Source organism: Candidatus Hydrogenedentota bacterium (assembly GCA_013359265.1).
Taxonomy (GTDB): Bacteria; Hydrogenedentota; Hydrogenedentia; order Hydrogenedentales; family SLHB01; genus JABWCD01.
Genome location: JABWCD010000015.1, coordinates 95,254 through 121,440 on the forward strand (window position 1 = coordinate 95,254; position 26,187 = coordinate 121,440).

Sequence of the window (26,187 nt, forward strand, 5' to 3'; positions counted from 1 at the left end):
ATGGCTAAGGCAGCAATTCTGGTAATCGACGACGAGTCGTTGATGCGCGAGTACGTGCAGGAAGCGCTTGTCCGCGCGGGGCACGACGTATCGATCGCATCGAACGGCCGCGAAGGCATCGAGATGGCCGGCGCGAAGACGTTCGATGTCGTCGTGTCGGACCTGAAGATGCAGCCAATCGACGGTATCGAAGTGTTGCGGGCCATCCGCGCGCATTCGCCCGCGACGGCGTGCATCATTATGACAGCCTACGGGACGGTGGACACTGCGGTAACCGCGCTGAAAGAAGGCGCGTTCGACTACATCATGAAACCGTTCACGCCCGACGAGTTGGAACTCGCCGTGTCGCGCGCGCTCGAGCGCGAGCGTATCGCGCAGGAAAACCAGTACCTGCGCGCGGAACTGAACAGGCGTTATGATTTCTCCGCGATGGTCGGATCGAGCGAGGCGATGCAGCGCGTGTACGAGCAAGTCCAGAAGGTCGCGGACAGCCGAGCGACAATCCTCATCCGAGGAGAGAGCGGGACCGGCAAAGAACTCGTGGCACGCGCGATCCACTTCGGCGGCGCGCGGCGCGATCGTCCGTTCATCAAGGTTAACTGCGCGGCGCTGTCCGCGGGGCTTCTCGAAAGCGAACTGTTCGGACACGAGAAGGGATCGTTTACCGGCGCGCACGAACGCAAGATAGGCCGGTTCCAGTTGGCCGATTCCGGCACGTTGTTGCTGGACGAGGTCAGCGAGATCGGGATAGAGCTGCAACCCAAGCTGCTGCGCGCGCTGCAGGAACGCGAGTTCGAGCGCGTCGGCGGCAGCACGCCGATCAAGGTGGATACGCGCATCATCTGCACGACCAACCGAAATCTCGAGGAGTCCGTCGAAAAAGGCCAGTTGCGCGAAGACCTGTTCTTCCGGCTCAACGTAATCCCCATTGTGTTGCCGCCGCTGCGCGAGCGCAAAGAAGATATCCCCGCGCTGATGGACTGCTTCCTCAAGCGTTACGTGCAGGAGAACAACCGGCCCATTACCGGCTTCGCGCCGGAGTCAGTCGAATTGTTTATCGAATACGACTGGCCCGGCAACGTGCGTGAGTTGCAGAACACGGTCGAACGCGCGGTGGTACTGTCGTCCGCGCGCGTGCTCGGACCGGAACATTTCTCGTTCGGACCTTCCCGCGCCAATCGCGGTAACGGCAACAGCGTGACCGTGCGCATTGGGACGACGGTTGGCGACATGGAGAAGGAGCTGATTCTGCGCACGCTTGAAAAGTACAACCAAAACCGCACGCACGCGGCGGAGGTGCTTGGCATATCGGTGCGCACCCTGCGCAACAAGCTGAAGGAATACCAGGGGCGTTAACCGGTAGCGGTCATTCGAGTGACCGCGTGATTTTTCCCGCGTGTACTTGGCAAATGGCGAGTGCGAGTGCGTCAGCAGCGTCGTCGGGGCGAGGCGCCGCGTCGAGGTTGAGCAGAATCTTGATCATGTTCTGCACTTGCTGCTTCGTCGCCTTGCCGTAGCCGACAACGGCGTTCTTCACCTCCAGCGGGCTGAACTCGCCGATCGGCAGGCCCGCCATTTCCGCGGCGAGCGCGATGACGCCGCGCGATTGCGCCACGGAAATTCCGGTGGTCACGTTGCGCGAGAAGTAGAGCTTTTCTACCGCGACGGCGTCGGGGCGGTATTCAGCGATGAGGCGCGCGGTTTCCTCGTGGATCGTGTGCAGGCGCGCGGAGAAGGGCGTATTCGCGGGGGTCGAGATGACGCCGTGCGCAATGTGCGTGAGCCGCGTGCCCTTGCCCTCGACGACACCGTAGCCGGTCGTCGCGGTACCCGGGTCGAACCCCAGCACGCGCATGCGGGCTAGTTCATGGCCGCGGCCATGTCCTCGTCGGAAATATCGAAGTTCGCATAGAAATCTTGCACGTCGTCGTTATCTTCGAGCGATTCCATCAGCCGCAGAATCGCTCCGACGTTTGCGCCCTCGACTTTAACCGTCGTCTTCGGAATCATGGTCAGTTTCGCTTCTTCAACCTTGATGCCCATCTGCTCGAGCGCGTTGACAACGGCGTGAAGGTCGGCATCGAGTGTCTTCAACTCGTACATGTCGCCATCGGTGTCGACGTCTTCGGCGCCGGCCTCGATGGCCTTCTCGAAGATTTCGTCGTCCGTCAAGCCTGTTTTCGCAACGGTAATGAGACCTTTGCGGTCGAAATTCCAACCGACCGCGCCCGCCTCAGCCATGGCGCCATTGTTCTTCGTGAAGATATGGCGAATCTCGGACACGGTGCGGTTCTTGTTGTCGGTAAGGACATCCACGAGGACGGCGACGCCCGCGGGGCCATAGGCCTCATAGCGCGTCTCTTCGTACACGACTCCGGGGATTTCGCCGGTCCCTTTCTTAATGGCGCGATCGATGTTGTCCTTGGGCATGTTTTGTCCGCGCGCGGCGAGCAGTACCGTGCGCAGGCGCGGGTTCGCGTTCGGGTCGCCCCCGCCGAGTTTTGCGGCGACGGTGATTTCCTTGGCCAATTTCGAGAATATCTTGCCGCGCTTGGCGTCCAGCGCGCCCTTCTTGCGCTTGATGGTGCTCCACTTGCTATGTCCGGACATGACTACCCTTCTGCGCGGCGCGGGGCCGCATTTGCCCTTCAAAGACCCGATTTTGCGGCACACAGTATACCAACCGATGCCGTTTGCGCGCAATTCCCGCGAGGACTATAGTTCACACAAGCTGCGGCAATTACGTGGGTATCGATCATGGCCAATCCGCTCAAAGTAGTCACGAACTACTACCAGCATTTCAGCGCGGACTTCACGCTGCCGGTGCCGGAACATGGGTTCGGCGGGTGGAAGAAGGCTGAGCTGGAATTCGCACCGGACCACACCGCGGTCGTAGTGATGCACGCGTGGGACTGCGGGACCTACGAGCAGTTCCCTGGGTGGCATTGCGCGGTGCCGTATATTCCGCGCGCGGCGGACGTGGCGAAACATGTGTTCCCCGAACTGCTGAGTGCGGTGCGTAAATCGCCGCTGCCGCTGATGCATGTCGTAAGCAGCGCGGGTTACTACAAGAAGTATCCCGGTCACAAGGCGGCCGTTGATCTGGCGGGGCCCGCGCCGGACGGGCCGGAGCATGCGGCATCGGACCCGTTGCGCGACAAATTGTCGGAGTTCAAGCAGGCGCATGTGTTTCCGGGGACTGCGAACCTCGCGGACATCGATAAGGGATTCGGCCGGCTCGATTTCGATCCGTATGCAAGACCGCTGGACAACGAGTACATCTGCGAGGATGGACACCAATTGTTTGCCGTGTGCAAAAAGCTCGGCGTGAACCATTTGATCTATGCGGGATTCGCGATCGACGGATGTCTGCTGATCTCGCCCGGCGGAATGGTGGACATGAACCAGCGCGGGCTGATGTGCTCCGCGATTCGGCAGGCAGTTGTTGCGATTGAAAGCAAGGAGTCGGCGCACAATCAGTTCGCGAAAGAACTGGCGTTGTGGCGCGTGGCGCTGCTGTTCGGGTTTGTGTTCGATGCGGACGATTTCACACGGGCACTGAAAGCCTACGAGAATTAGGTTGGAATCGATCTACCGACCAAAAGAATCTTAGCAGGAGCGCAACGCCCCACCTAACCTTGCTGGCCAAAGAAATACCGATCGGAAATGCGCGCGATTCTATCAAAGTCTTCTTCGGTCAGATGACGAGCAGCAGTACCTTCGCAAACGTAGAAATCAGTTGTAGCGACAGTCTTGAAATAGCGTTTCGCGTCTTTGTCTCGAACATTCCTGATATTGACGTGGCATTTGTCACCGGTTGGACTCGGGACGTATTCCAACGTGCATTCGAATGGAAGATTATCGGTATCGAAGGACCAAAAGACGATCAGACTGCCTGCAACGCTCGTGTAAAACTTGGAGACGTGTTCGCAGACTGTATGTCCCAATTGTCGTATGCAAACTTCATCCACGACCGATATACCACCATCTTTTCCAGACGATTGGAAGGCAGGACTTGTGAAGCGACGCCCCCTTCTGTCGAAATGTATGGCTTGGAGAAGTCGAATGACTCGCATAGATCCTTTCTCAGTTCCTGAATCTTGCTTGTGGACGCATCAAGTGTCAGATCGTCCTCTGATTCTATCTCAGCGTCTTCCACTTCATGGACATAATCTATGCATCGCTCGTTTCTAACCGTAAACTCCAAACAATGTAGACCCTGATAGATCCTTATTAGAACGTCGCCTTGCATGCCAGGAAAGGCATCCGATTCGAGAAATCCGTGTTTGCGCGCGTGAAGGACGAGAGACTTAGCAGTATTAATCACAGAATCTTCGAACCGCAGGCCATCACCAAACGACCACCCTTCGCCCAGTCTTGAAAACGTCTCGATCTTTCGTACGGCGAGCGGTCGCGGATCTATCTGCGGTTGAGTTGGCGGAAGACAAGGCATCGTTGAGTAGCCGTTCATTTCCGACTTTTTTCCAAGCTGTTATTGATGTCGTCTGTTGTCATGATCGTGTTACCGGTCAAAGCTTCGAGATTGGCGATGAGCTCATTCAACTTCTGTGACAAACTTTTCGCTGCCGTAAACGACAAATTCAAAACAGCGGCGGGTGGGCCGTTCCGCTGCAGCACCACAACAATATCGCCGGATCCGAGCGCGTTTGTAAATCCGTTGGCGTATATGTGGGGAATCGTGCCCTTTTGTGCCTCTTCGATGGCGTTTGCGACCACCTCTCCGAGCCCTGCCTGCTGATTCTGCATCTAACTTGTATCTCCGCTGGACGCCCTAATCATGTCACCATAAGATGATAGCGGAATCGCCTCGTTCCAAACAAAGCTTGTTTAACCCCAAAAGGTTGCGTCATTTCAAACTTTACCGCGAGACAACAGCGCGCTGACTACCGCGCCGAAGCCACGAAATAGCACGCCAATCGAAAAAACTTGCCCGATGACGGGCGCCATAAATGCCGCTTCCATGGTGATGCCGCCGTAGATAATCGTTTGTGTCGCCGACCAGTTGCGTTCGCCGCGCAGCCGTTGACCGATGTCGTTGTACGCGATCATGTAGCCCGTCAACGCCGCGGCCGCCGTTGCGAGCAGAATCACGATTCCCAGTACGCCCAGCGGTTTGAGCTGCGCGTTTGTAAGCGCGGTGAACAGAAAGAAAAGCAGGAGGCCGTTGACCACCCCCAACACAAACGAGCGCTTTCCGCGCGTCTGGTAAACGTTCAATGCCCGGGCGGTGAACGCCGGCGCGGACTTGTCGAGCCAAACGCTCATCGCGACACACCCGGCCTTTACGGCGAGCAGCCCGAGCAGCGCCGCCATGAAACCAAGGGCTTTCTCCGGGGTCATCCTACGCTCTCCACTTTCGGTTGCGCACGGGTTCGCCGGCCGCGAGGCGCAGACGATACGCTTCGGCGCCGTTGAGGCACACCAGCAGCACGACAGCCGCCGCGGCGACCGCCCAGAGTAACGGCGACGAGACTGACGCGAACACGGCAGTGAAGTCGCTCCAGTACCGCTGCACCGCCGCAACGTCTTCCGTGATTGACATCTCGCGCAGCAGCCAATCCGGCGTGGCGGCGGTTTGGTTCGCGTAGTCCCACCACAGGTACGGGTCCGTGGGCACAGCGTAATACACGGTCAAACCGACGAGTAACGCACATGCGGCAACCGCGGCCGCGGGCAGCCACCAGCGGGCGTCGTTTGCGTACGAGGGTTCCGCGGCCAGACGCATTTTTACGCGTTGCTTGAGCGCATTGCGCGGGACTTCGAGCGGCATCGCGGCAAGTGATGCGGCAATTGACCACAAGGTATCGCGATACACGGCACATTCGGCGCACGTTGAAGCGTGGCCGCCGTCTGGAGGTCCCGCACCCGCATCGAACGCCTCGCGCAATTGCGCGCGGTATATGCCGCACTCGTTCGTCATGTCTCTTTATCCAATAATTCGCGCAGGCGCTTGCGGGCGCGGTGCAACGCGACTTTCGCCGCTTCTTCGTTCATGTTCAGCGTGTCCGCCGCCTCGCGAATCGTCATTCCTTCCATGTAGTGCAGGTGTACGAGCGCGGCCGGCTGCGCGGGCAACAGGCTGACCGCGCGCGCCAGACGGTCGGACAACTCGCCGCGCGCCGCGAGGTCCCGCGCGTCTTCCGCTTGCGTATGGACTGCGTCCATAACGTCATCGAAGTCGAGCGCAATACCGCATCCCCGCCGCTGCCGCGATCGAATTGCGTTCAGCGCAAGGTTCGTTGCGATCGTATACAACCAGTTGCGAAACGGGCGCGCGCGGTCAAAACTTCCGAGATTTCGGTACGCCCGGAGAAACGTTTCCTGGACGACGTCCTCGGCTTCCTCGCGGTTTCGCGTCATGCGATACACGTGCGTATAGATGCGCGCGGTGTAGGCATCGACGAGCGCGTCGAACGCGCCGCGCTCGCCGGACAGCACGCGCGCGACGCATTCGGCTTCCCATGCGGCACCGGCACTCTGGCCCTGGGTCTCCCCCGCCACCGCGTTCTCCTGTTGACGCACGTGCGCAAGCACACGGCCAGGCCAGCGCGATGCGGCGCGGCCGCGCGGGCCATTGTCGGGCCAGCGCACAAACGCGGTCAACCACGCGGTGTCAGGCATAGATCCCCAACGGGAGCACGGCGTAGTCCGGAAATACGCGCGAGAAATCCGACATGCCGCTGTGCCGCGCGAGAATGGGCGCAAGCACGTCGCGGTAGTTGTTCTGCACCGGCAAATCGCCGGGGGCTTCGAGTTTGTCCATAGCGAGACCTTTCCAGTCGCAGTATACCTTGCCGCCGCGCGCGCCGCCCCCCATGACGAACATGACGCTGGCGCGGCCGTGGTCGGTGCCGAGCGACGCGTTTTCGTACACGCGGCGGCCAAATTCGGTCATCACGACGAGTGTGGTATTGCGCATCGCACCGTTCAGGTCGGCGTGGAACGCGGCCATGCCTTCGGCCAACTGCTTCATGAGGGGGTCCATCAAGGCGCCCGACGCGAAATGCGAATCCCACCCGCCGAGATCAAGACAGGCCGCTTCCAATCCGACATTCGCTTTCAGCATTTGCGCGATGCGGCAGAGTCCATCGCCAAGTTGGCCCTGGGGATAGTTTGCGCCGTTGCTTGGCGTGTAACTCTTCTCGTCGAGTTGCGTGATCTTTCCGAGCGCGGCGAGTGTCGAGCGCGCGGCGACGCCGAGCGCGTCCGTTTCGGGTGCGTAGAGGCGTTCGAGCGCGGACATCGCGGCGGGCGCGCGTTCGCCGAGCGCGAAATCTGCGAAGGATTCCATGACGACCGTCGCGGGAGCGCCGCGCAAGGCCTCCGGGGCGGCACTGCCGATGGCAACGGCTGCCAGTGGGCCGCCGGGGCCGTTTGGGCGGTAGCGCAAATACCGTCCAAGCCAGCCGCCGCCACCGGTACCGCCATGCTCCATCGAGTCCTGCGCTTCGAAGTGCGAGCGGGTCTGGTCCTCGGAGCCGGCGCAATGAACGATGGCGAGGTCGCCGGCGCGGTAGAGATCGGCGAGCGGCGCGAGCTGCGGATTGAGCGCGAAGGTCCCGTCGAGGGGTGCAGTCGATTGTTTGGATATGCCGACTAACGGACGCGCGTTGTAGTACGCATCGTCCTCGACTGGCACGACCATGTTGAGGCCGTCCGCGCCGCCGCGGAGAAAGATGACGACGAGGGCGTTCTTCGAGTCGCCGTTTCCGTTGATGAAGCCTGTGTTTTGCATGGTTAGGAGTCCAAGCCGATGGGGGTTGCGGGAGGAATGGGAGCTATGGGAAGAATGGGAGCAATGAGACGAACAGGAGATGCAGATGTACGTCGGCGAAATTGCGAGGATTCTCCCAGGGCTCTCATGGTTCGCATTCCTTCCATGGGTGTCATCAATCTCATTCTAAAACCGTTGGAACGCGGGGGACGCGATCATGAAGACTGGGCCGGCGGCGGATTGTGCGCAGCATTCGTTTTCCAGCGGCGTCGCGCTGCGACCGAGCAAATGGGCCACCAGCATCTGCTCGCTGCCCGCGCATTCGTCCAGTTTTTTCCAGTCGACCCGCGTGCCTGCGATTCGGTCCTGCGCGAGCGCGGCGGTAAAGTGCCAACGCCACAACATCGATCCCATCCAATGCTCGGCTTCCTCGGGGTACCCGTCGGGAGTCGGATACTGGAACGGCGTGTGACCCATGCGCAGCAGGTATTGATACAGCGCTTCGTTCGGATCGCATTCCGCCGCCGTAGCGCGCAGCGCCGACGCGATGAAGCGGAACGGGCGTTTGAACTTCGCGTCCTTCGACGAGCGAAACGCTTCCGTGGCGAACAGCGCGCGCAGGGTCGTCTTGACGTCGCCTTCCGATTCCGCGAATGCGTTCGCGACGGCGTCCACCGCGGGTTGCGGCGGTGAGTCGGCGATAAACCGGCGGCACAGTTTCCACGCGAGGTACTGCGCGGTTGAGGGGTGGGCCGTGACGATCTCGATGACGCGGTCGATGTCCTGTTCGCCCAGTCCGGCGGGTATTGTTTGTCCCAAGACCGACTTCTCGCCGTCGTCGTGCCAGTGCTTGCGGAATTCGACACGGCCCTTGAAGAACCGTTGCTCCGAGCGCACGGTCCACCCGGTCAGGCATCGCGCGACTTCCATCACGTCGCGCTGTGTGTAGCCGCCGTGTACGCCGAGCGTGTGCAATTCGAGCAGTTCACGCGCGTAGTTCTCGTTTGGTTTCTCCTCCGGATTGGTCTTGCGGTTCACGCGTCCGTCGAGGTACCAGAGCATGGCGGGACTCAGCGCCGACGCGCGGACCATGTCCTTGAAATTGCCCAGTGCGTGCTTGCGGATGACGTCGCGGTCATCCGCGGTCTTCAACCACGCGCAGTCGCCTTTCGATTGCGCGATGTTGAAGTGATCAGTCCAAAACTCGACCATCACCTCGTACAGTTGCCGCTTGCTGTAAATGGCGCGCTGCATCGACGCGCGGGTCAGTTCGCGCAACAGCAGGTCCTGTTTGTATTCGAACAACTCGCCCAGCGGCGCGGCGACCGTTTCGTTGCGGCGCACAAGGCTGTGGCATTCGTAATCGTCGATCCGCTCGGGATGCAACTGTTCTTCCAGGTACGCGTCGATCCCCATCCCCGCGACGCGCGCATGGTCGCCTGGGCGTGGTCCGAAGGTGACGCGGCGCAACACGTGCGTGATTGGATCGACGGTCGCTGCAGCCGCCACCGCGAACGGTCCCGGCATTCCGGGCGGCTGCGGAACGCCCACGAAACGGACCGCACGATCGCAGCCCATCACCGTCGCGGCGGACAAAGCGCTTGCGGCGTGAAGGAAATTGCGGCGTGAGATTCGCATGGCGCTCGACCCGGGATTATGCATTCGCGACCGGTACAGCGGGAGGCACGGTCTGTGCGGCGCGCTGGCCCCAGCGCGACAGAATCAATGCGCCAACCCCACTCGCCAGCGTCAGCGGGAGCATGACGAACCAGCCCACCACGGGCAGCACAAACGTGATCGACAGCACCATGCCGCCGCGCAAAACACGCCGCCACGGGTAGGCGCTATCGGTCGCGGAGGCCAGGCGGCACCCGATTAGCCGCGCCAGCCCCGCCGAGCCGATAAGCCCTACCAGTAGCAGCGCCGACATGAGGACAGCACCGATGAGTTTCAAGCCCGCCGCGCTCTGCAAAAGGCCGAGACTCGCGATAAACAGCGGTACACCGACAACAGCGCCGACGAGCACGACCTTGTACGGGCTGGTCTCGTACACCACGCTGGCCCGTTCGACAACGCGCCGGAACAAGGCCTCGAACAAGAGCCAGTACGCTACCGTCGTAATCAGTATTCCGAGGATGATGAACAGGATTTTGAATACATCCGCCATGATCATGGGTAGTTCCTCCCGTTGGGTTCTACCCCGGTGTACACCGCCCGAGGCGGAAGGGTTACGCGCCTGGACGTGCGACGCGTGACCTCATTATGTAGCCCAACGTGTTGCACTCGGAGGGAGGAGTCGCGATACAGAAGCCAGGAGGATGGCAGGCGGATTGGTCTCGGGCGCTGCTATGGCATAACGGCAAACGACGGTGATACCGACTTCGGCATTTTGCGAAACGAGGGGTACACTATTGACGAAATATCTGCAAGCCCTTTGTGCGCATTGATGTAGGCATTAGCCATCGCGTCTGCGGTCAGCGTACATTGAGGCGATTTTCAGGCGGTCTGCGGTATCCGTGAATACCCCGATGGTTTGAGCGTCTATTGTCCATCGGGGAACGCAACCCTGGAGGAAGGTGCCGTGGGCGCAAGAACACAATTCTCAATTTTGTCAGCAGTTCTACTTGTTCTGTTTCTTGTCGGCTCGCCATTGGCGGAGGCGCAGCGCGGGCGCAGCGCCGGGAAGCCCGGCCGCGCGATTCGGTCCACCGGAAGTATCGGGAAGGTGCCCAGCATTCGTGCGCCGCAGGCGTTGGGTGAGTTGGGACGTATCGCGGGCCGGAACCAGTCGAGTCCGTTCCCGCTGCTCGATGCGATCTCACGGGCGGGCAGCGACCGGGGGCGCGCGCCAAGCTCGCCGTTCCCGATACTGGACGCAATCTCGCGCGCGAACAACAGCGGACGCAACTATCCAAGCACGCCGTTCCCGGTTCTGGAGGCGCTGTCGAGATTAGACGATGATCACGACAAATCGTCCGATGTCGAGAAATTCCTGTACGGCCTGTCGCAGATCGGCGGCTACGGCGGCTACGGGTATGGTCCGGGGTATGGCGGCGGCTATCCGGGATACGGTGCGTACCCGTACTACAACTCGTACTACCAGCATAAGTCGAACGAGGAGTACGCGGACGCGATGCGCGACGCAGCCATTGCGAACGCGGTGGGCAACGTCGTGAGCGCGATTGTGTCGAGCCCGAGCGTGCGCACGCCGGTCCCGGCTTACGTGCAGCAGGCGCCGGTGTACACGCAGCCTGCTCCGGCGTATGTGCAGCCGAGCCCGACGGGCCGTTACGAGACGCGGCGCGAAGTGGTCGGCGGCGGGTACTACGAGCGCGAGCAGATTTGGGTGCCCGAAGCGCGCGACCCGCGCACCGGCTATATCGTCGAGGGGCACTACGAAACGGTGAAGCGGTGGGTACCGGAGGTGATCCAAGAGACACGCGTGTGGGTCGCGCCGTAACGCTGCACCGAAAGCGCGTTTGAAGGTACTACTTTCTCGCGGCGAGACTGCGAATCGATTCGCGCACCTTGGACTCAACGGTCCAAGGCAGGAAATGGTTCTGGTCCGGCAAGACTGAGAACTCATGAACTATTTCTCGGGCGAAATGCTCGCGCATGAAGTCCGCGTTCGCCACGGGCACGAGCATGTCCTTCTTCCCGTGGATGATTGCTACGGGGCATGTAATTTCGCCCAGGCGCTCCGATAGTGCGCTCAGTTCGGCTTTCAGCGGCATGAGTTCGCGATTGCTCGTTGTGAGGTCGCGCGGGAGCAACGAAGGCATGAATGCAAAATCGGCGGCGCGCTGATACCAGTGAACCGTCTCCAACTGCGGCGCGAGCGCGCCCGCAAGAATGACAAGGCCGCCGACCCTATCCGGGTAATCGATGGCGGCCTGACAAATAATCGTGCCCCCCAACGAATGGCCGACGAGGATCGGCCATTTCCCATTTCGCTCGACGAGAAACGGTTCGATGGCGCGGGCCTGTTCCCGCAGCGATGGCTCGGGGCCCTTGGGAGTCGATTGGCCGAATCCAAAGCGATCGATCGCAAGGGACTCGAATCCGGCGATTGGGTCTACCACGTAGCGCGCCCAGTCCGTCGCGCGTCCTGGGGAACCGTGCACGTAAACAATGCGCGGCGCCGCCGGATCGCCGGCGTGCAGGTAACTCACGGTATGGGTGTCATCAATGGAAACCGCGTCACGCGGGACGCCGGGCGCTTCCCGCGGAATATCAAGGAAGGTGAACAAGGCACATGCGCCGCCTACGGTCAACAGCAAGAGAAGGACGAAGGCTACGGTAAGGCGAATGAGCCATCGCTTCATGGGGACGTGGCGAGCAGCGGCGACTCGGATATGCCCAACAACTCCGCGACGGATTCTTGCACAGCCGCCGCGAGCGATTTGCGGGTGTGTCCTTCGCTTGCGATGGGCGTTCCAAATGCGATTTCAGCGCGGATGCCGCTGAATCCGAGGAGCCGCCACGCGTGCGGGCCGAAGGTGTGTTCCTCGCGCCAATACGCGATATCTTCACAAATGTCGATCGCCGGGTCGCCCGGTATCCATCGGATCGCCGTGGGACACACGGGCGCGTTCGCATCGATCGCGGGCTGTACCAGCGGCGGATAAAACGGCAGGAGCCGATTGCCCCCGCTCGACGTGCCTTCGAGAAACACGCAAACCGACTGCTTCGCGCGCAACCGGTCCGCGATCTGCGTAGTCGCCTCGACCAAAGCCTTCACGCGCGCGCGCGGCACGCCGATGTTGTGCGAAATGGTGAACAGCATGCCGATAAACGGCCACGATTCGACATCGACCTTGGCGACGAAGAAACACGGCAGCACCGATCCGATCGCCAGCACGTCCGCGTAACCGAGGTGGTTCGGCGCGATGAGCGCGCCGGCGGGTGGGCGCGCGCCCGATACGGTCACTCGGAAGCCTGCCGCCCAACGACAGTACCGCGCCCAGTGCCCAGTCCAGCGTGCGGCACGCTCGTAGAGATGTTCTTTCGAGCGCGCGGTGCTCTTCACGACAATCCAAACGAGCAGGAAGACGACGCTTCCCACGAAGAGCAGACTGACGCGCCACGCGGCGCGCAATGCGCTGGAACGCGCCCGCGCGCTGTTTGCGGCAGGCGCGTGTTCGATGCGCGAATCCATTAACGGAGGATATCCAGGGACGACAGCGAAACGCCTTTGCCGTCCATGAACACGAGGAAATCGACCGTCCCGAAATCGCGATCGATGGCGGGACCGGAGATGACCTTCGCGCCCATATGCATGTACGTGCGGAACAATTTGGGCAGCGGAATGGCCGGACCGAGCTCGGGGTCGTGCTCGCGCGCGGCGTCGCCGCAGGAGTGAGAGGGACGCGTACGGAGTAAAATCTCCCGGTGCAGGAATTTCCGTTGGCGGATCGTCTTCATTGCGCGCCACCCGTCATCGGGATTCTGCGTCGTGAGCGAACAACATCCGAACAGGAATTGTTGGTCGAACAGGTTCATGAACTCTCCGAGGCCCGTCCACAACGTCATGATCGCGGCGAGGTTTCGATGGTCCTGCGCGAGGCACGCTCGGCCGACTTCGATCATGCGCGGATAGTAACGATCGAGGCCGGCGAACTCGAAGAGTTGGGCGGAATAGATGCCCGCGTGGGCCAGCGCGTGCATCACGGTCTGCACGCGGTAGGTGCCGACGACGCGCTGACCCGCCGTGTCGAACAGCACGATATGCGTCATCTGATCGTCGAATTCGTCGCGGTCGAGGCCGGTCACCGCCGAATGGGCGAGGCCTTCGCCGAGTTCAACGTTGAATACCTCGTATCGCAGGCGAAGCACTTCGTCCAGGCAGCGGTCCGAGCACGCAAGTCCTGAAACGTAGTTCCCCTTTTTCGCGCCGGACAAGGCGAGTAGATCGGTCGAGTTCCATCGGGCCCGAAAGTCCGCTGAAACGCCGGACGCTTCTATGCGCAGCGGCGCGCGGGGGGCGTCCAAATGCACTGCGGATAGCACGACACCGCTTTCGTCATGCGTCATATGGCCGCCTCCTAGCGCCCGTGTGCGCCGCCCTTGGGCTATTCATTGTAATGCATTTACAAAATAACGGTTAGGATAGTGTTTACCAGTCAGTGCGCCAGCGGATACCGGCGCGACGATTCGCGGTACCAGATGCAGTCGCCGAGCAGCCGAAACGGGTTGAGCGGCTTCACGCCGCACCTGCGGTTCGCCGCGCCAATCTCGAACAAAATGCGCCACTGCCGGAACAGGGCGCCGTACGCGCCGCGGAGGGTCATCGTGGCGTCCCAAATGTGGGTGGACTCCGCGCCCGCGCCGTTGATTTCGACGATATGAACGTCATCTCCATTCAGGAAGGCATCGAGTTCGGTAAAGCGGATATCGAACCTGCCGAAGTAGAAGCCGGGCATTGACGACGCGACGCCGTGCAATCGAGCGAGCAACGCCGGCGTTGCCAGGTGTGTGCCGTCTTTGAAAACCGTGCCTTGCGCGTGGTTGCCCGCGAACACCAGCGGAAAACGTTCGCCCGGGGGCAGGACGCGATCGAGTTGCGCGCCGTGGCGATTGAAATAGACGCGCCGGACGATGCGCGCACGCGGATCGGCGAGGATGAGTTCGCGCAACGTATGCGCGCCGTCGCCCACGACTGTCGGAAATTCTTTCAGCGTGATTGACAGGATCGCCGCGCGGTTACTGCCGGGGTAACGGTAGTACATCACCCCCGCTTCGCACGGAAGGTCGGCGAGTTGTTGGAACACGATTTCCAGATTTGGCGGAAAGGATTCCAAGTAGGCGCGGAGATCGTCTTCGGTCCGCAACCGTTGCACGCCCGCACCGCGCTGGCCCTTATCAGGCTTCGCGACGATTGGGAAATCTATACCGGCGCTACGCATCACATCGAGCGCCTCGCGCAGCACGGTTTCGATCGGGATATCGGCGGAAGGGCGCGTGAACATGCAGAACGGCTGAATCCACATCCGTTGCGATTCCGGCACAAGCGAGAGGATTTGCGACTTCGATTCGCGTATAAGTCCGCCGGAATAGATTGACGGATTGGCGGCGGTCGGCAGCGTCGTTCCCCTAAACCGGAGTGCGAGCCACGCGTAATAGAGCCCAACCGGGAAATAGAAGATGTAGGGAGGCCAGAATTCGAAAAAAGAAACCACCGGTTGCGCGGGAGCGTCGTCCGCGGACAGGTGCTTCGAGGCGCGCCGCTGCGCGAAAACGAGAAGCGCCACAATGATAACGACCACCGGCCATCGGTACGCGCCAAGCATAGGCAATATGGTTTGTCCGAGCTTGACGGTAACCGCGAGCAACGCAAGCGTCCACAAGAGCGACGCGGCGATTGCCGCGCCGAGGAACCGGATGGGTGACGCTTGAAAGATTCCCGCGCCGACGTAGGTGGGCAGGCGGGTACCCGGCATGAACCGAGATAGCACAACCGCCAGTATCAGGTTGCGGTCGAACCAGCGCTTCACGCGATCAAGCCGCTCCTGGGACAACAATCCCCACGCGACGGTGCTCGGGCCTACGAGACGTCCGATGGCGTACAGTCCAAAATCGCCCGCGGCAATGCCGAGCGTCAAGCCCACCAGTGCGGTGGTGAACAGCATGTGGCCCTCTGCCACCAGCGCGCCGCAGGTAATAGTTGTGGGGTCTTCGAGTATAAACGTCGCCAGCGCGGCCACCATGCCCTGCAGGATCGGGCTGGCTGCGAGTTGATCGAGCGCATTCGCGAAGTAGTCAGCCATGGTGCGTCAACGATTGCTCAAGGTGCAGCGGCAGAGTCGTGACGAAAGGCGCGCGACCCGCATCGAGCGCATCGCGGCGCCAGTAGCGCATGACCGCTTTGTCACGGCCCCGTGCGATTTCGACCTGCGTAATGCTGCGGGTGCACGTGTGCTCGCGATCCATGAGCGGGGACCATTCGCGCATGCCGTCGGGGTGTTGCAGGTGCAGAGACGGCAAGTCATTCGTCATCTTACATCCGTCCGCGCGCCATAGGTCGAAGGCGCGCATGCGCCAGGCGATGACCTCGTCGGTTTTCCACGATGACGACGAAAACGCAGACCAAACGTCGTCGTGCGTCCTGTCTGCAAGCATGCCGTTTCCCCTCCAGTCGAAGGATTCGACCGCGCCGTGGTGTGCGAGGATTAGCGTAAAGGAGGGATACGGCGCGGGGTCGAATTCGCGCACGAGCGCGTTCCGTATGTCCTGCAATCCTCCGCGTTCTATCAACCGGGGAATGATTGCGCCACGGGTCGGTACGTTGCTGGACGCGGGCGGGGCTGGACTCTCTCCGGAGACGTACCCGTTCATGATGCATGTCACGACCCCGAGTTCGTTCACGGCAATCCACGTGCCGCCGCGCTCGGAGTCGGATGGGGCGAGCCAGGAGATGTCACCGTGATGCAACACCGGGGAATTCTCCGGCGCACGGTCGCGGCGTTCGTCGCGATTCATGGTGACGAGAAGGCGATCGCAGGTGCGATGGACAGTTACCGTACACACGGTTCTGGTCTCGTAATTGGGTTTTCGCGCTGGTGACTCAGTTCGTGGGCGATTCGGACTCGAGGGCTTCGCGATGCGCCGCGGTCGAAAATGCGACGGACAACTCCGGCGAAATCGCGATACCGCGTTCTTTGGCGATTTGGGTGACAATGGCAAGATGGTGGATGGTGTGTCCGGACAAGAACAGCAGCTCGCGCTCGACGGTGCTGCCGACGGTCACGAGCGGCGCCCCCGGCGCGGAAATCTGGCACACCGTGATGGCATTCGCGAGCGTGGCGGGCGAAATCGCCGCGAGCTGGTCCATCGCGTGCCGTACAATTTCGCGATAGTAGTCGGCGTCCGTTTCCACGCGCACGTCGCGATCGCGCGCGTCGTATTCAATGACGCCGGAACGAAGTCCGCGCAAAAAGCACATCACGTGATCGAGGCAGTGCCGCAGGTGCGGTCCGACGGCGGAATAGGGGCCGCCGGCTTTCTCGTATTGATCTACGGCGTCCAGGGTCCGCACGCACGCGACCAAACAACCATCGATGGCGGGTGCTGCAGTAAGGGATTGTTGCATACGTGTTTGCTTCCTCGTTTCCGGGACACTTCATTCGCGCGGCGCCGAACTGGCGCCTTGCTTCTTCAATTCGAGTGCGCGCGTGCGCAGTACGGGGACGCCGTCGTGCAGTTCGAGCGGACCTTCCGCCGTGACGGTGAGCGCCGCCCATTGGGAGTCAAAATCGAGCGATTGTCCTTGTAGACCGGCCAGCAGGACCACCCGGCTCGATCCGTCCTCCAACCGCAGCAACAACCCCGGGGGCACCCCGCCGTCCAGGCAGCGCACCGCGCACGCGCGGTGTACCTTGCCCGTCGCCGGCCGCATAACGCCGAAGTAACACTTGGTGTCCACCAGTTCCCCAGTCAGTCTAACACGGCCCAATTCGGCAGCGCGACTGGTATTTACAGGACTGCCGGACTCGCCCAGGACCTTGAATGAATCCGGGTCGTTCATCTCGATCATGGCCAGCCCGTCGCGCACGATAAGGCTGCCCTCGAACCGAACGCGCTTGCCGTCAAGTCCCCGGGCGAAATCCGGTAAACCCGATTTACCAGACCCCGCCAACGGAAAGCTACGCGCGTCGTTGGTAGCGCTCGCAATCCGAAGCAGCGGAAGTGGGTGCTCGATCAACGTCCCCTCGAACGTGCGGGCCACGCCGAATTCGTACCGGCCGCGGTCTACTGAGGATTGCGCTGCGGCAATGAGTACGGTTGCGACAGGGACGATGAATGCGATCGCGGCCACCGTACCGCGCGCGAACCGGGCCGGTCCCGCCGGCGCTTTCTTGATGTAGCCGATGTAGAAGTCGCTCGATTCGGCAGGTGGCGAAGCGCCGTTCGCCGCCGCGCCGTCGCACACGGTTTTCGTTGGGTTCGGATTTGGGTGCACATATGCGCCGCCGTCGATCACGCGCACGTTGTACGTCGGGATGATTTCGGCGAATGGGGGAGGGCTGCATCCGTCCTCCGGTTTGTATTGCCAACCGTGCCAGGGGCACGTAACGCAGCCATCGATGATGCGGCCCTCGCCAACCGGCCCGCCTTGATGGCGGCAGACGTTCGACATCGCGAAGATGCGGTCGTGGTGCCGGAACAGCGCGATGCGTTCGCCGCCGACGCGCACCACTTTGCCGCGGCCTTCGGCAATACTTTCCGCACGGTATGCAAAGCGATAGCCGTCGTGTTCGGCAGCGCTTTTCGCGCGATCGGTCTTTGCTTCCTTTCGATACGCGAGGAGGTGGAGCGTGAGTACGACGACTGCGCCGAGCGCGGCTGCGCCGATATAGATGGGACTACGTTCACTTTGCAGCACGCCGTACGCGACGTGAACGAGCAAGGACCCGTACGCAACGTAAACAAGCAGGTGCATGAGTTTCCAGAACGACGCACCGAGATTACGCAGCCAGAAATCGTGGCTGGTCGCCGCCATCAAGAACAGTATGACCAGCGCCAGCGCGCCGAACGGCTCGAACGGAAATTGTGCGAGGCTGCCAGCCGGTCCATTGAACGGATCGTAGTCTGCGCGATACGCGGTGAACACGCTGACGACGGGGTTCGCCTTGCCCAGTGCATGGAACTGAAATATGGCGAGCGCGGCGTGGACAAACGCCAGGAAAAACATTGTCACGCCCAGGTGGCGGCGATTGTAGAGCAACGGCAAGAACCGCGCATCGAGCCGTGCCAGCGGGCCGATGCAGAGGATGACGTGCAGCAGCAATATTGCCGTCCACGATGTGGACCGAATCATCAGCGTTTCGGCGGTGCTACCGGGGTTCTTAACAATGGATACGACGATGAACAGCACAATTGACGCCGACACAAGCGACGCCAGCGTCGCGTCGTAGATGCGCTTCTGCCGGTTCCAGCCGACGCCCTTGTACTTCACCGACATGAGGCCCGCCCTGCGTATTGCGCAAGCGCGATCATGACGGCGCCTTGACCGAGGCGCGCGCGACGACCTCGGCGTCTGCAAAGGAATAGAGCACGAGCGAGCCGCCCTTGGAGAGCCTTTCACCGTCAACGGCGAAGCGGCGCGCGCCTGGGCCCCAGACATTGCCGAGGTAGACGCCGGTTCCCGGTACGATGGATTCGCCAGGGCCGTCAAGCCAGTAAAGCCCCAGCGCCGGTGTATCCAATTCGCGTTCTGCGTCGAGTTCCACTTGCCATGATCCGAGATCGTCCGTCCGCACGCGCAACACGATCGGAAACCCCTCGAACGCGTGGGAGCGCTCCAACGCAACGTCGCGCAGCGGCGGAGCGTCCGTTAAGGGGTTTGCCCCGCCGATCACGGCGACCGGCGCGCGCACCATGACCGCTGCGCCGACCGCGACGGGAATGAGAAGCGCGAGCAGCCGGATTGCGATTCCATGGATTTGGCGCAGGCGCAATGCTGGAATTGGCGCATCGGGCCGGCCGGCGCCGTCACCGCCGCGCGCGGCCTTTCGCCACTTGCACAGCATGATCGGCCAAAGTGCGATAAGGCCCGGTGTGACCAGTACGCGAAAGGATATTGGCGCGCCGGCCGTCGCGTGGTCCAGGATGCGTAACCCTCGCGCGTGCAGCGCAAGCGTTGCCACTGCGCCAAGCGCGAGATAGGCGCAGGCGCCATACACCGAGATTGTGACAATTGAGACGAACATCGCCGTTCAGGTTTCTTCCCTACGACACCATTCCTCGCTCCGTTTATTCGCGATGCGCGCGGTACAATGTCACTGGAATTCGTTTGCCGATGGCCCGATTATACAAGCAATGAAATTGCAGGAAATTATGACCGCCGGACTGGTCGAGATGGCGTACCTCGGCCACGGGCGCTGCCCTTGTCCGTACTTGCCGGACCGCGAGATGCGGCTGCTGTATCTCGACGGGTTGTGGGTCGAGCACATCTACGACAAGCTGCTCGACGCCGGGTTCCGGCGTAGCGGCACGCACGTCTACAGGCCTGACTGCAAGGGCTGCAACGAGTGCAAAGTCATTCGCGTGCCGGTCGAGTCGTTCTGCAAGTCGAAAGAGCAACGCCGCATCTGGAACCGCGGGGTCAGGGTGTTTCAGTCGCGCGTCGCACCCGCGGAGTACTCCGCCGAAAAACTTGCGCTGCAACAGCGCTACCTCGTCCACCAGCACGACCAGGATTTGCGCGAGTTGCCCGATGAAGATTCCTACCGGCGGTTTCTGGTCGATACGTGCCTTGGCCCGCGTACGCGTGAATTTCAATTGTGGAAGGACGGACGACTGGTCGGCCTTGGTGTAATCGACGAACTGCCCGATGCGCTTTCGACAGTGAACTTTTTCTACGACCCGTCCGTTTCGCGGTACAGCCCCGGCACGTTTTCCGCGCTGGCGGAAATTGAACTCGCGCGCCAATGGGGGAAATCGTACTACTACCTCGGTTACTACATCGCCGACTGCGGCACGATGAACTACAAGTCGCGTTTCCGTCCGAACCAGATTAAGGGCTGTAACGATGCGTGGGGCGCTCCGCACGACGAGTGATGAAGTGGGCCGTCGCGATCAGGCGCCGCACCGGATAGCGCTCGCCCCACGTAATGCTAACGTGGATTCGCCAAAGAGAGGAGTTCCGCGCGCAGCGATCGCTTGAGCCAGTAGCGCTGCACGTAGGAGGGGCGAATGTCCGGAGCGTGAATCGATTCGGCCTTATCCACCCATTGTGTGAGCAACTCATCATGCTTTGCGAAGGCGTCCTTCGGGTCAGGTGGATTCTCGATCCAATCCGCTTCGAGTGCGTTGCGTTCGGGGACGAATATGTCGCGGTAAGCGGTGGGATTGGCAATCACCGTGCGATGGAACGCTTCGTGCCGCCACCAGAGCGAATCGTCCGCTTTGTCAGTAGGCCTGCCAAGATCGAGCGGCTCCTCCAATCGCACCGGCTTGAATAGGCTCGTACATGGGGCGGCGGTCGCGGTTACCCAATGAACGATACCGCGCTCCTTTGTCATCTCCGTGACCCACGACGCCGTCGTTTGCGATGAAGCGAGGACGCCGCCGCCGTGCATGCAAGGGGAAGCCATAGCACCATTGATCCAGCGGTACTCCGGTTGCGAATAGCGCGCGCCGTGATCGCGCAGCGCGGCGAACAGGTGCTGGGGCCCGCGCGTCTTTTGCGACAGCAAGTGCGTGCGGCCCTGCCGCGTGCGACACCCGGAGACGCGCGTGTACAAATAGTCGGAATGTTTTTCCGCGAAACCGGGAATGGTGAGGCCGTTCGATATGGTGCGTGTGCCTTCGACCTTCTCGATCGCGTGAAGACGTCCCGCCGTTTCGAGCACATACGCCGATTTGGTATCGGCGACCATGAAACTGTTCTGGTACGCGAAGTCGCGTTTCTCGTGGCCGGCGCCGCCGCCTTGGCCGTATTGTTCGAGCAGCGCCACGATCACTTCACACGCCTTCTCCGCGGTGTCCGCGCGCTCGAGCGCGAGCCGCAACAGGTCCATGCCAATTAGGCCGGGTTTGGATTCGTTCCTGGTCTTGGTGAACACGGTCTCGTTGCCGATGCACACGCCGTGTTCGTTCGTGCCCATTTCCGCGCCCCAAATCCAAAACGGACGGCTGAGGAGCGTGGCGTACGTTTCCTCGACTTGCGGAATCTGGATCCACGTGCAGGTGACCTTCGCCCCACTCTCGTGGCGTTGCCGAGGGTTCCACTCGAGGTACTGCGCCTCGTTCGGATCGCGGTCGGAATTCTTCGCAAAATACACGCCGTCCTTGCGGACTATCGCAATCGTGTCACACATCCCGTATTTTCGCCTTCCACCAGTTTCAATTCTCGGGGCCATTCCCCGTATACTCAATCGATGAAGTTTACCCATTATTTCCACCACACGTGTAAACGGCAAGATCGTAAACATATACGCATGGAGTGGATTGAACGTGCGGTCAACAGTCCAGCAAAAGAAACAGTACAGGTCGATGGCCGCATTCGCCGTTGGGCATGGATTTCAGAAGCCCGCAAGTATTTGAGAGTAATTCTGCTGGAAGATCGCGAAACAGTCCACAACGCGTTCTTCGATAGGGACTTCGAGGAGAACACGAATGAAGATTAAGTACTTCGCGGACACGGATACGTTGCTTGTCGACTTCAATAGCCGAGAAGTCGTCGAGACCCGCGATCTGAACGAGAATGTCCTCGTAGACCTCGATAAAGATGGGTTCGTAGTGAGCATGACTGTCGAGCACGCAAAGCAACAGACCGATCTGAACGAATTCTCTTACCAGCTTAGCGCCGAATAAGCTCTTTCTACTTCGTTGAACAGGTCGTTCGATAGCCAAAAGCCCCGCGCCCATATCTGCGGCATTGGCGGCACCGCCATGGTCGCCGGGGCCCGGCTGGCGATCGAGGCGGGTTGGGAAGTGCGAGGCAGCGACAACCCCCTCTACCCGCCCACGTCCGATATGGTGAAAGCGCTGGGCGTGCCCGTTGCCGAAGGGTACGCGGCCACCAATCTCGATTGGGACCCGGATGTCGTCATTATCGGAAACGTGCTGAGCCGCGGAAATGTCGAAGTGGAGGCGGTGTTATCGCGCAAACTGCGCTACGTGAGCCTGCCGGAATGGCTGAAGGAACACGTGCTGCGGGCGCGGCGGCCCATCGCTATTTGCGGCACGCATGGCAAGACGACGACGACCGCGCTGACGGCCTATCTACTTGATGCGCTGGGCCGCAATCCCGGTTTTCTGATCGGCGGGCAACCGCTTGATTTTCCGCACTCGGCGCGCTTGGGCGCGAATGGAGCGCCGTTCGTCATCGAAGGCGACGAATACGACACGGCGTTCTTCGACAAGCGAGCGAAGTTCTTTCATTACCTTCCGGATATTGCCGTCGTTACCAGCATCGAGTTTGACCACGGCGACATCTACCGCGACGTGGACGAAATCGAGATCGCGTTCCAGCGGATGCTGCGGCAGATACCAAAGGAAGGACTACTGCTCACTTGCGCCGATTCTCCGCGCGCGGCGGCGCTGCGCGGGCACGCGTTTTCGCGCGTGGAAACGTACGGTTTCTCCGAAAGCGCGGACTGGCGCGGCGAGCATGCAGGCGTTGACAATGCCGGATTCACCCGCCTGACGATATATCGCAATGAGGCAGCGTGGGGGAACTTTCGCGTGCCGCTCGCCGGGCGTCATAACGCGCTGAATACGATTGCCGCGCTTGCCGTCGCAGCACACCACGGCGGCACGCCGTGCGCGCTCGCCGATGCACTCGCGGCGTTCAAGGGCGTGCGCAGGAGGATGGAGGTGTTCCTCGAGTCGGAGGGCGTGACGTTCGTAGACGACTTCGCGCACCACCCCACGGCCATCCGCGAGACAATCGAAGCCGCGCGCGAACGCTGGCCAAAACGGCGCCTGCGCGTGTTGTTCGAACCGCGATCGAACACAACGGTGACCAACGCGTTCCAGCACGAATTGTTCGACGCGTTTCGCGGCGCGGACGAAGTCTGGTTCGGCCCAATCCACCGTGCGGACTCGATTCCCCTTGATAATCGGCTGGACGTGCAGGCATTGGCGCAAAGACTCACCGGCGCGGGCACCGTCTCTCACGCGCCGAAAGACGCGCAGGCAATCGCCGCGGAGGTCTCCGAGACATCTAGTCCCGGGGACGTGGTGTTAATTCTGAGCAACGGCGCCTTCGGTGGGATTTACGCGCGATTTCGCGAACTGGCCCCACGCGCTACGTGAACAGTGGCGACTTGATCAGCCCCATTTTTGCGAGGCGGAACCTTAGACCTACACCCAGACATCCGAAACCGTACTTCAGGCTGCGGCTGAAATTAATGGAAGACGCCTCCTCGAAATACTTTGTCGGGCACGTCACTTCCGCAATCGTGTATCCCTTCCACAGAATCTGCGCAAGCATTTGATTGTCGAAAACGAAATCGTCGGAGTTCTCCTCCAGCGGTAGGCTTTCAAGTATCTCGCGGGAGAACGCGCGGTAGCCGGTGTGGTACTCGGAAAGTTTCGCGCCGAGCAGCACGTTCTCCGCCGCGGTGAGGAAGCGGTTCGATATGTATTTCCAGACGGGCATACCACCGCGGAGCGCGTGCCCGCCAAGAATGCGCGAGCCCAGGACACACGGATACAGACCGTTCGCAATGATCGAAGCCATAGCGGGAATGAGTTGTGGCGTGTACTGATAGTCCGGGTGCACCATGATCACGATGTCCGCGCCGCGCTCCAGCGCAATCCGGTAGCAGCTCTTCTGATTGCCGCCGTATCCCCGGTTCCTCGGGTGCGTGTGGACCGTCGTGTTCGGCAGGGTTTTGCCGATGGCCGATGTATCGTCCCTGCTCGCATCGTCGACGAGAATCACCTCGTCTACGATCCCCTGCTCCATAACTTCCGCGTGGGTCTTTTCCAGTGTCTGCGCGGCGTTGTAGGCCGGCATAACGACAACAATCTTCTTATCCTTCAACATGGATTATCATTCTACCATACTCGGCCATACAAAATGTAGTATGCGGCAGGGCAACGGCTACTACAAATTGTGCCTTACCGCCACTTCTCGACGTGTTTCCGGGCGGGCGCGCAACGGCCGTGATATAGTCACAGAGGCTGTGCCGAATCCCGATCGCGGCCGGCCCAGTCAAATACCGAGTTTTCACAAACCACCTGACAGACCGCGCCGCGGCCTTTCAGTACAGTAAGGAGTGTCCATGCGCCCATTTCGTATTTCCATCTGCGCCGCAACATTTTCGCTGCTTGCCGCACTGACCCAAGCCGAACAGACACTCGAATCCGTCGAGAGCGAAGTCGAAACGTTGTGGACCAAGATCAGCGCATTCTCGGCAAAGGTAACGACGGACACAAACGTGCCGATGGGGCCGCTTACCGTTTCCTCGCACGCCACGGGCACACTCGAGTGCCTGAAAAAGGAAGACGCAACCCTGTTCCGGCTCGACATGGTGAACAAGTTGGACACCGGGATTCCGCTGGCCGGTCCCATGGAACAGAAAATGTTGAGCGTGTACGACGGCAAGGAGATCATCAACGAGATGGAGATGATGGGGCGGCGCCAGGCGTTCCGCATGCCGCCGGAAACGGCCGGCAAACAGGGGCCGTCGAGCGGCAAATCGATGTTCGCGTCGTTTCGCGACAAGGGCGACGTAAAGCTCTTACCGGACTCGACCGTGGACGGTAAGCCCACGTGGGTTATCGAGGTCGTACCGAATGAGGCCACAAAATCGAGCGCGCCGACGCCGGTCGGCTTGATGAAGTTCTACATATCGAAAGAGCACGGGTTGCAGATCAAGACGGAGGTCTTCGACGATAAGGGCGCCCCAACGTCCACGTCGGTATACAGCGAAGTGGACCTGAATGCGAAGCCCGCCCCAGAGCGGTTCGTGTATACGCCCCCAGCCGGCGTCACCGTGCAGGACATGAGCGCATTGAAGAACAAGCTCCCCGGCAACTGAGCGAAAGGCTGCGGAGCAGCCCGTTTGTCATGTCGCGAGTGTCCGTCTACAATCGCCGAAGTACCAGGGCGTATTTGGCGCCACGGAGCGTTCGATGCGAATTGCCATAGGGAGCGATCACGCGGGGTACGAAGACCCGCCCCCACACTATAAGCCGGCGATTGCGGCGCATTTGCAGTCGCGCGGATACGAACTTATCGACTGCGGAACGGACGGACCTGATTCGGTAGACTATCCCGACTACGCGGACAAAGTCTGCAAGGTTGTGCTCGCCGGAGACGCCGACCTCGGCGTGCTCATTTGCGGCACGGGCATCGGCATCTGCATGGCCGCGAACCGGCACAGGGGCATCCGTGGCGCGCCGGTGGCGACCGAGGACATGGCGCGCCTGAGCCGCTCGCACAACAACTCGAACGTCATCTGTCTGGGCCGCCGCATCCTGTCGCTGGACGAATGCATCAACCTGCTCGATATCTGGCTGGACACGCCGTACAGCCACCATCCGCGCCACCAAAGGCGCATCGAGAAGATGGATTAGTCAAAATCGAGTTGGGATCAAGAGTGGTTCGCGCAATTTCGTAATCGTTCTCGTAATCGAGCAGTAAGCGCCGCGGCATCCGCAGGTTCCGCTCGTATCCAACATACTAGAGGCGGAATTCCCAATTACGATTACGGGCACGAGTAAGCCCTTGAGCGCACAGTCTTTTACGTGCTCTTGCTCGTGAGTCGTCATCGTACTCGCACTCGAAACTCGAAACGATCGAGTACGACGACGAGCATGAGCACGAGCACGCGGTGCGGCCGTCCGAGAGACGTCGCAGTGGACGTAAAATACTTCGGTGCGGTGAGAAATGCTCACGAGTAAGCCCTTGAGCGCACAGTCTTTTACGTGCTCCTGCTCGTGAGTCGTCATCGTACTCGCACTCGAAACTCGAAACGATCGAGTACGATGACGAG

28 protein-coding genes are annotated in these 26,187 nt (G+C 60.9%); 9 read left to right on the forward strand and 19 right to left on the reverse strand.

Annotated elements, in window-relative coordinates:
- Positions 1–1,356: a sigma-54-dependent Fis family transcriptional regulator gene (locus tag HUU46_14565; protein ID NUM54866.1), complete on the forward strand. Its 1,356-nt coding sequence runs from the start codon at positions 1–3 to the stop codon at positions 1,354–1,356.
- Between the two features lie 10 nt (positions 1,357–1,366).
- Here HUU46_14565 and ruvC read toward each other — a convergent pair whose 3' ends face one another.
- Positions 1,367–1,855, reverse strand: a complete 489-nt coding sequence (gene ruvC / locus HUU46_14570; protein ID NUM54867.1) for a crossover junction endodeoxyribonuclease RuvC — start codon at positions 1,853–1,855, stop codon at positions 1,367–1,369.
- A 5-nt stretch (positions 1,856–1,860) separates the two neighbouring features.
- Complete coding sequence (locus tag HUU46_14575; protein ID NUM54868.1) at positions 1,861–2,610, reverse strand: YebC/PmpR family DNA-binding transcriptional regulator; 750 nt, start codon at positions 2,608–2,610, stop codon at positions 1,861–1,863.
- A 147-nt stretch (positions 2,611–2,757) separates the two neighbouring features.
- Here HUU46_14575 and HUU46_14580 point away from each other — a divergent pair, with 147 nt between their 5' ends.
- Positions 2,758–3,579, forward strand: coding sequence for a hypothetical protein (locus HUU46_14580; protein NUM54869.1), 822 nt, complete (start codon positions 2,758–2,760; stop codon positions 3,577–3,579).
- An 888-nt stretch (positions 3,580–4,467) separates the two neighbouring features.
- Here HUU46_14580 and HUU46_14585 read toward each other — a convergent pair.
- The 7 genes from HUU46_14585 to HUU46_14615 form a co-directional block, all read right to left on the reverse strand.
- Positions 4,468–4,767, reverse strand: coding sequence for a hypothetical protein (locus HUU46_14585; GenBank protein ID NUM54870.1), 300 nt, complete (start codon positions 4,765–4,767; stop codon positions 4,468–4,470).
- A gap of 105 nt (positions 4,768–4,872) precedes the next feature.
- Positions 4,873–5,361: a hypothetical protein gene (locus HUU46_14590; GenBank protein NUM54871.1), complete on the reverse strand. Its 489-nt coding sequence runs from the start codon at positions 5,359–5,361 to the stop codon at positions 4,873–4,875.
- A 1-nt stretch (position 5,362) separates the two neighbouring features.
- Positions 5,363–5,941: a hypothetical protein gene (locus HUU46_14595; GenBank protein NUM54872.1), complete on the reverse strand. Its 579-nt coding sequence runs from the start codon at positions 5,939–5,941 to the stop codon at positions 5,363–5,365.
- Entirely contained in the window at positions 5,938–6,642 is a 705-nt protein-coding gene (locus tag HUU46_14600) for an RNA polymerase sigma factor (protein NUM54873.1), read from the reverse strand. The genes HUU46_14595 and HUU46_14600 overlap by 4 nt, the downstream gene beginning before the upstream one ends.
- Entirely contained in the window at positions 6,635–7,756 is a 1,122-nt protein-coding gene (locus tag HUU46_14605) for a DUF1501 domain-containing protein (protein ID NUM54874.1), read from the reverse strand. The genes HUU46_14600 and HUU46_14605 overlap by 8 nt, the downstream gene beginning before the upstream one ends.
- 165 nt (positions 7,757–7,921) lie before the next feature.
- Positions 7,922–9,373: a DUF1800 domain-containing protein gene (locus HUU46_14610; protein NUM54875.1), complete on the reverse strand. Its 1,452-nt coding sequence runs from the start codon at positions 9,371–9,373 to the stop codon at positions 7,922–7,924.
- 16 nt (positions 9,374–9,389) lie between these two features.
- Positions 9,390–9,908, reverse strand: coding sequence for a hypothetical protein (locus HUU46_14615; protein NUM54876.1), 519 nt, complete (start codon positions 9,906–9,908; stop codon positions 9,390–9,392).
- Between the two features lie 408 nt (positions 9,909–10,316).
- On the opposite strand from HUU46_14615, the gene HUU46_14620 reads away from it, so the two are divergent.
- Positions 10,317–11,195, forward strand: a complete 879-nt coding sequence (locus HUU46_14620) for a hypothetical protein (protein NUM54877.1) — start codon at positions 10,317–10,319, stop codon at positions 11,193–11,195.
- A gap of 28 nt (positions 11,196–11,223) precedes the next feature.
- On the opposite strand, the gene HUU46_14625 is transcribed toward HUU46_14620, so the two are convergent.
- From HUU46_14625 to HUU46_14660, 8 genes are all read right to left on the reverse strand, one after another.
- Positions 11,224–12,060: an alpha/beta hydrolase gene (locus HUU46_14625; protein NUM54878.1), complete on the reverse strand. Its 837-nt coding sequence runs from the start codon at positions 12,058–12,060 to the stop codon at positions 11,224–11,226.
- The gene (locus tag HUU46_14630; GenBank protein NUM54879.1) at positions 12,057–12,893 is read right to left on the reverse strand and encodes a 1-acyl-sn-glycerol-3-phosphate acyltransferase; all 837 of its coding nucleotides are present in this window, start codon (positions 12,891–12,893) and stop codon (positions 12,057–12,059) included. The genes HUU46_14625 and HUU46_14630 overlap by 4 nt, the downstream gene beginning before the upstream one ends.
- Entirely contained in the window at positions 12,893–13,768 is an 876-nt protein-coding gene (locus HUU46_14635) for a GNAT family N-acetyltransferase (GenBank protein ID NUM54880.1), read from the reverse strand. Before HUU46_14635 ends, HUU46_14630 begins: the two co-directional genes overlap by 1 nt.
- An 89-nt stretch (positions 13,769–13,857) precedes the next feature.
- A complete protein-coding gene (locus HUU46_14640; protein NUM54881.1) occupies positions 13,858–15,501 on the reverse strand; it encodes a VTT domain-containing protein in 1,644 nt (547 codons plus the stop codon).
- The gene (locus HUU46_14645; protein NUM54882.1) at positions 15,494–16,261 is read right to left on the reverse strand and encodes an NRDE family protein; all 768 of its coding nucleotides are present in this window, start codon (positions 16,259–16,261) and stop codon (positions 15,494–15,496) included. Before HUU46_14645 ends, HUU46_14640 begins: the two co-directional genes overlap by 8 nt.
- A gap of 37 nt (positions 16,262–16,298) precedes the next feature.
- Entirely contained in the window at positions 16,299–16,823 is a 525-nt protein-coding gene (locus HUU46_14650; protein NUM54883.1) for a DinB family protein, read from the reverse strand.
- Positions 16,824–16,853: 30 nt separating this feature from the next.
- Positions 16,854–18,695 carry a ferric reductase-like transmembrane domain-containing protein gene (locus HUU46_14655; protein NUM54884.1) on the reverse strand — a complete coding sequence of 614 codons (1,842 nt, stop codon included), beginning with the start codon at positions 18,693–18,695 and terminating at the stop codon, positions 16,854–16,856.
- A gap of 31 nt (positions 18,696–18,726) precedes the next feature.
- A complete protein-coding gene (locus HUU46_14660) occupies positions 18,727–19,443 on the reverse strand; it encodes a hypothetical protein (protein NUM54885.1) in 717 nt (238 codons plus the stop codon).
- A gap of 109 nt (positions 19,444–19,552) precedes the next feature.
- Between HUU46_14660 and HUU46_14665 the strand changes: the two genes are divergently transcribed.
- Positions 19,553–20,293 carry an arginyltransferase gene (locus HUU46_14665; GenBank protein ID NUM54886.1) on the forward strand — a complete coding sequence of 247 codons (741 nt, stop codon included), beginning with the start codon at positions 19,553–19,555 and terminating at the stop codon, positions 20,291–20,293.
- 56 nt (positions 20,294–20,349) lie between these two features.
- Here the strand turns inward: HUU46_14665 and HUU46_14670 are convergent, their stop codons facing one another.
- Positions 20,350–21,555, reverse strand: coding sequence for a peptidase U34 (locus HUU46_14670; protein ID NUM54887.1), 1,206 nt, complete (start codon positions 21,553–21,555; stop codon positions 20,350–20,352).
- A gap of 60 nt (positions 21,556–21,615) precedes the next feature.
- On the opposite strand from HUU46_14670, the gene HUU46_14675 reads away from it, so the two are divergent.
- From HUU46_14675 to HUU46_14685, 3 genes are all read left to right on the forward strand, one after another.
- Positions 21,616–21,864, forward strand: a complete 249-nt coding sequence (locus HUU46_14675) for a hypothetical protein (GenBank protein ID NUM54888.1) — start codon at positions 21,616–21,618, stop codon at positions 21,862–21,864.
- Positions 21,854–22,051: a DUF2283 domain-containing protein gene (locus HUU46_14680; protein NUM54889.1), complete on the forward strand. Its 198-nt coding sequence runs from the start codon at positions 21,854–21,856 to the stop codon at positions 22,049–22,051. Before HUU46_14675 ends, HUU46_14680 begins: the two co-directional genes overlap by 11 nt.
- A 78-nt stretch (positions 22,052–22,129) precedes the next feature.
- Positions 22,130–23,497 carry a UDP-N-acetylmuramate:L-alanyl-gamma-D-glutamyl-meso-diaminopimelate ligase gene (locus tag HUU46_14685; GenBank protein NUM54890.1) on the forward strand — a complete coding sequence of 456 codons (1,368 nt, stop codon included), beginning with the start codon at positions 22,130–22,132 and terminating at the stop codon, positions 23,495–23,497.
- Here HUU46_14685 and HUU46_14690 read toward each other — a convergent pair.
- On the reverse strand, positions 23,490–24,233 hold the full coding sequence (locus tag HUU46_14690) for a glycosyltransferase family 2 protein (GenBank protein ID NUM54891.1): 744 nt from the start codon (positions 24,231–24,233) through the stop codon (positions 23,490–23,492). The two genes, HUU46_14685 and HUU46_14690, sit on opposite strands and share 8 nt — an antisense overlap.
- 238 nt (positions 24,234–24,471) lie before the next feature.
- Here HUU46_14690 and HUU46_14695 point away from each other — a divergent pair, with 238 nt between their 5' ends.
- The gene (locus tag HUU46_14695) at positions 24,472–25,230 is read left to right on the forward strand and encodes a hypothetical protein (GenBank protein ID NUM54892.1); all 759 of its coding nucleotides are present in this window, start codon (positions 24,472–24,474) and stop codon (positions 25,228–25,230) included.
- A gap of 94 nt (positions 25,231–25,324) precedes the next feature.
- Entirely contained in the window at positions 25,325–25,768 is a 444-nt protein-coding gene (rpiB, locus tag HUU46_14700) for a ribose 5-phosphate isomerase B (protein NUM54893.1), read from the forward strand.
- The last annotated feature ends 419 nt before the right edge of the window (positions 25,769–26,187 follow it).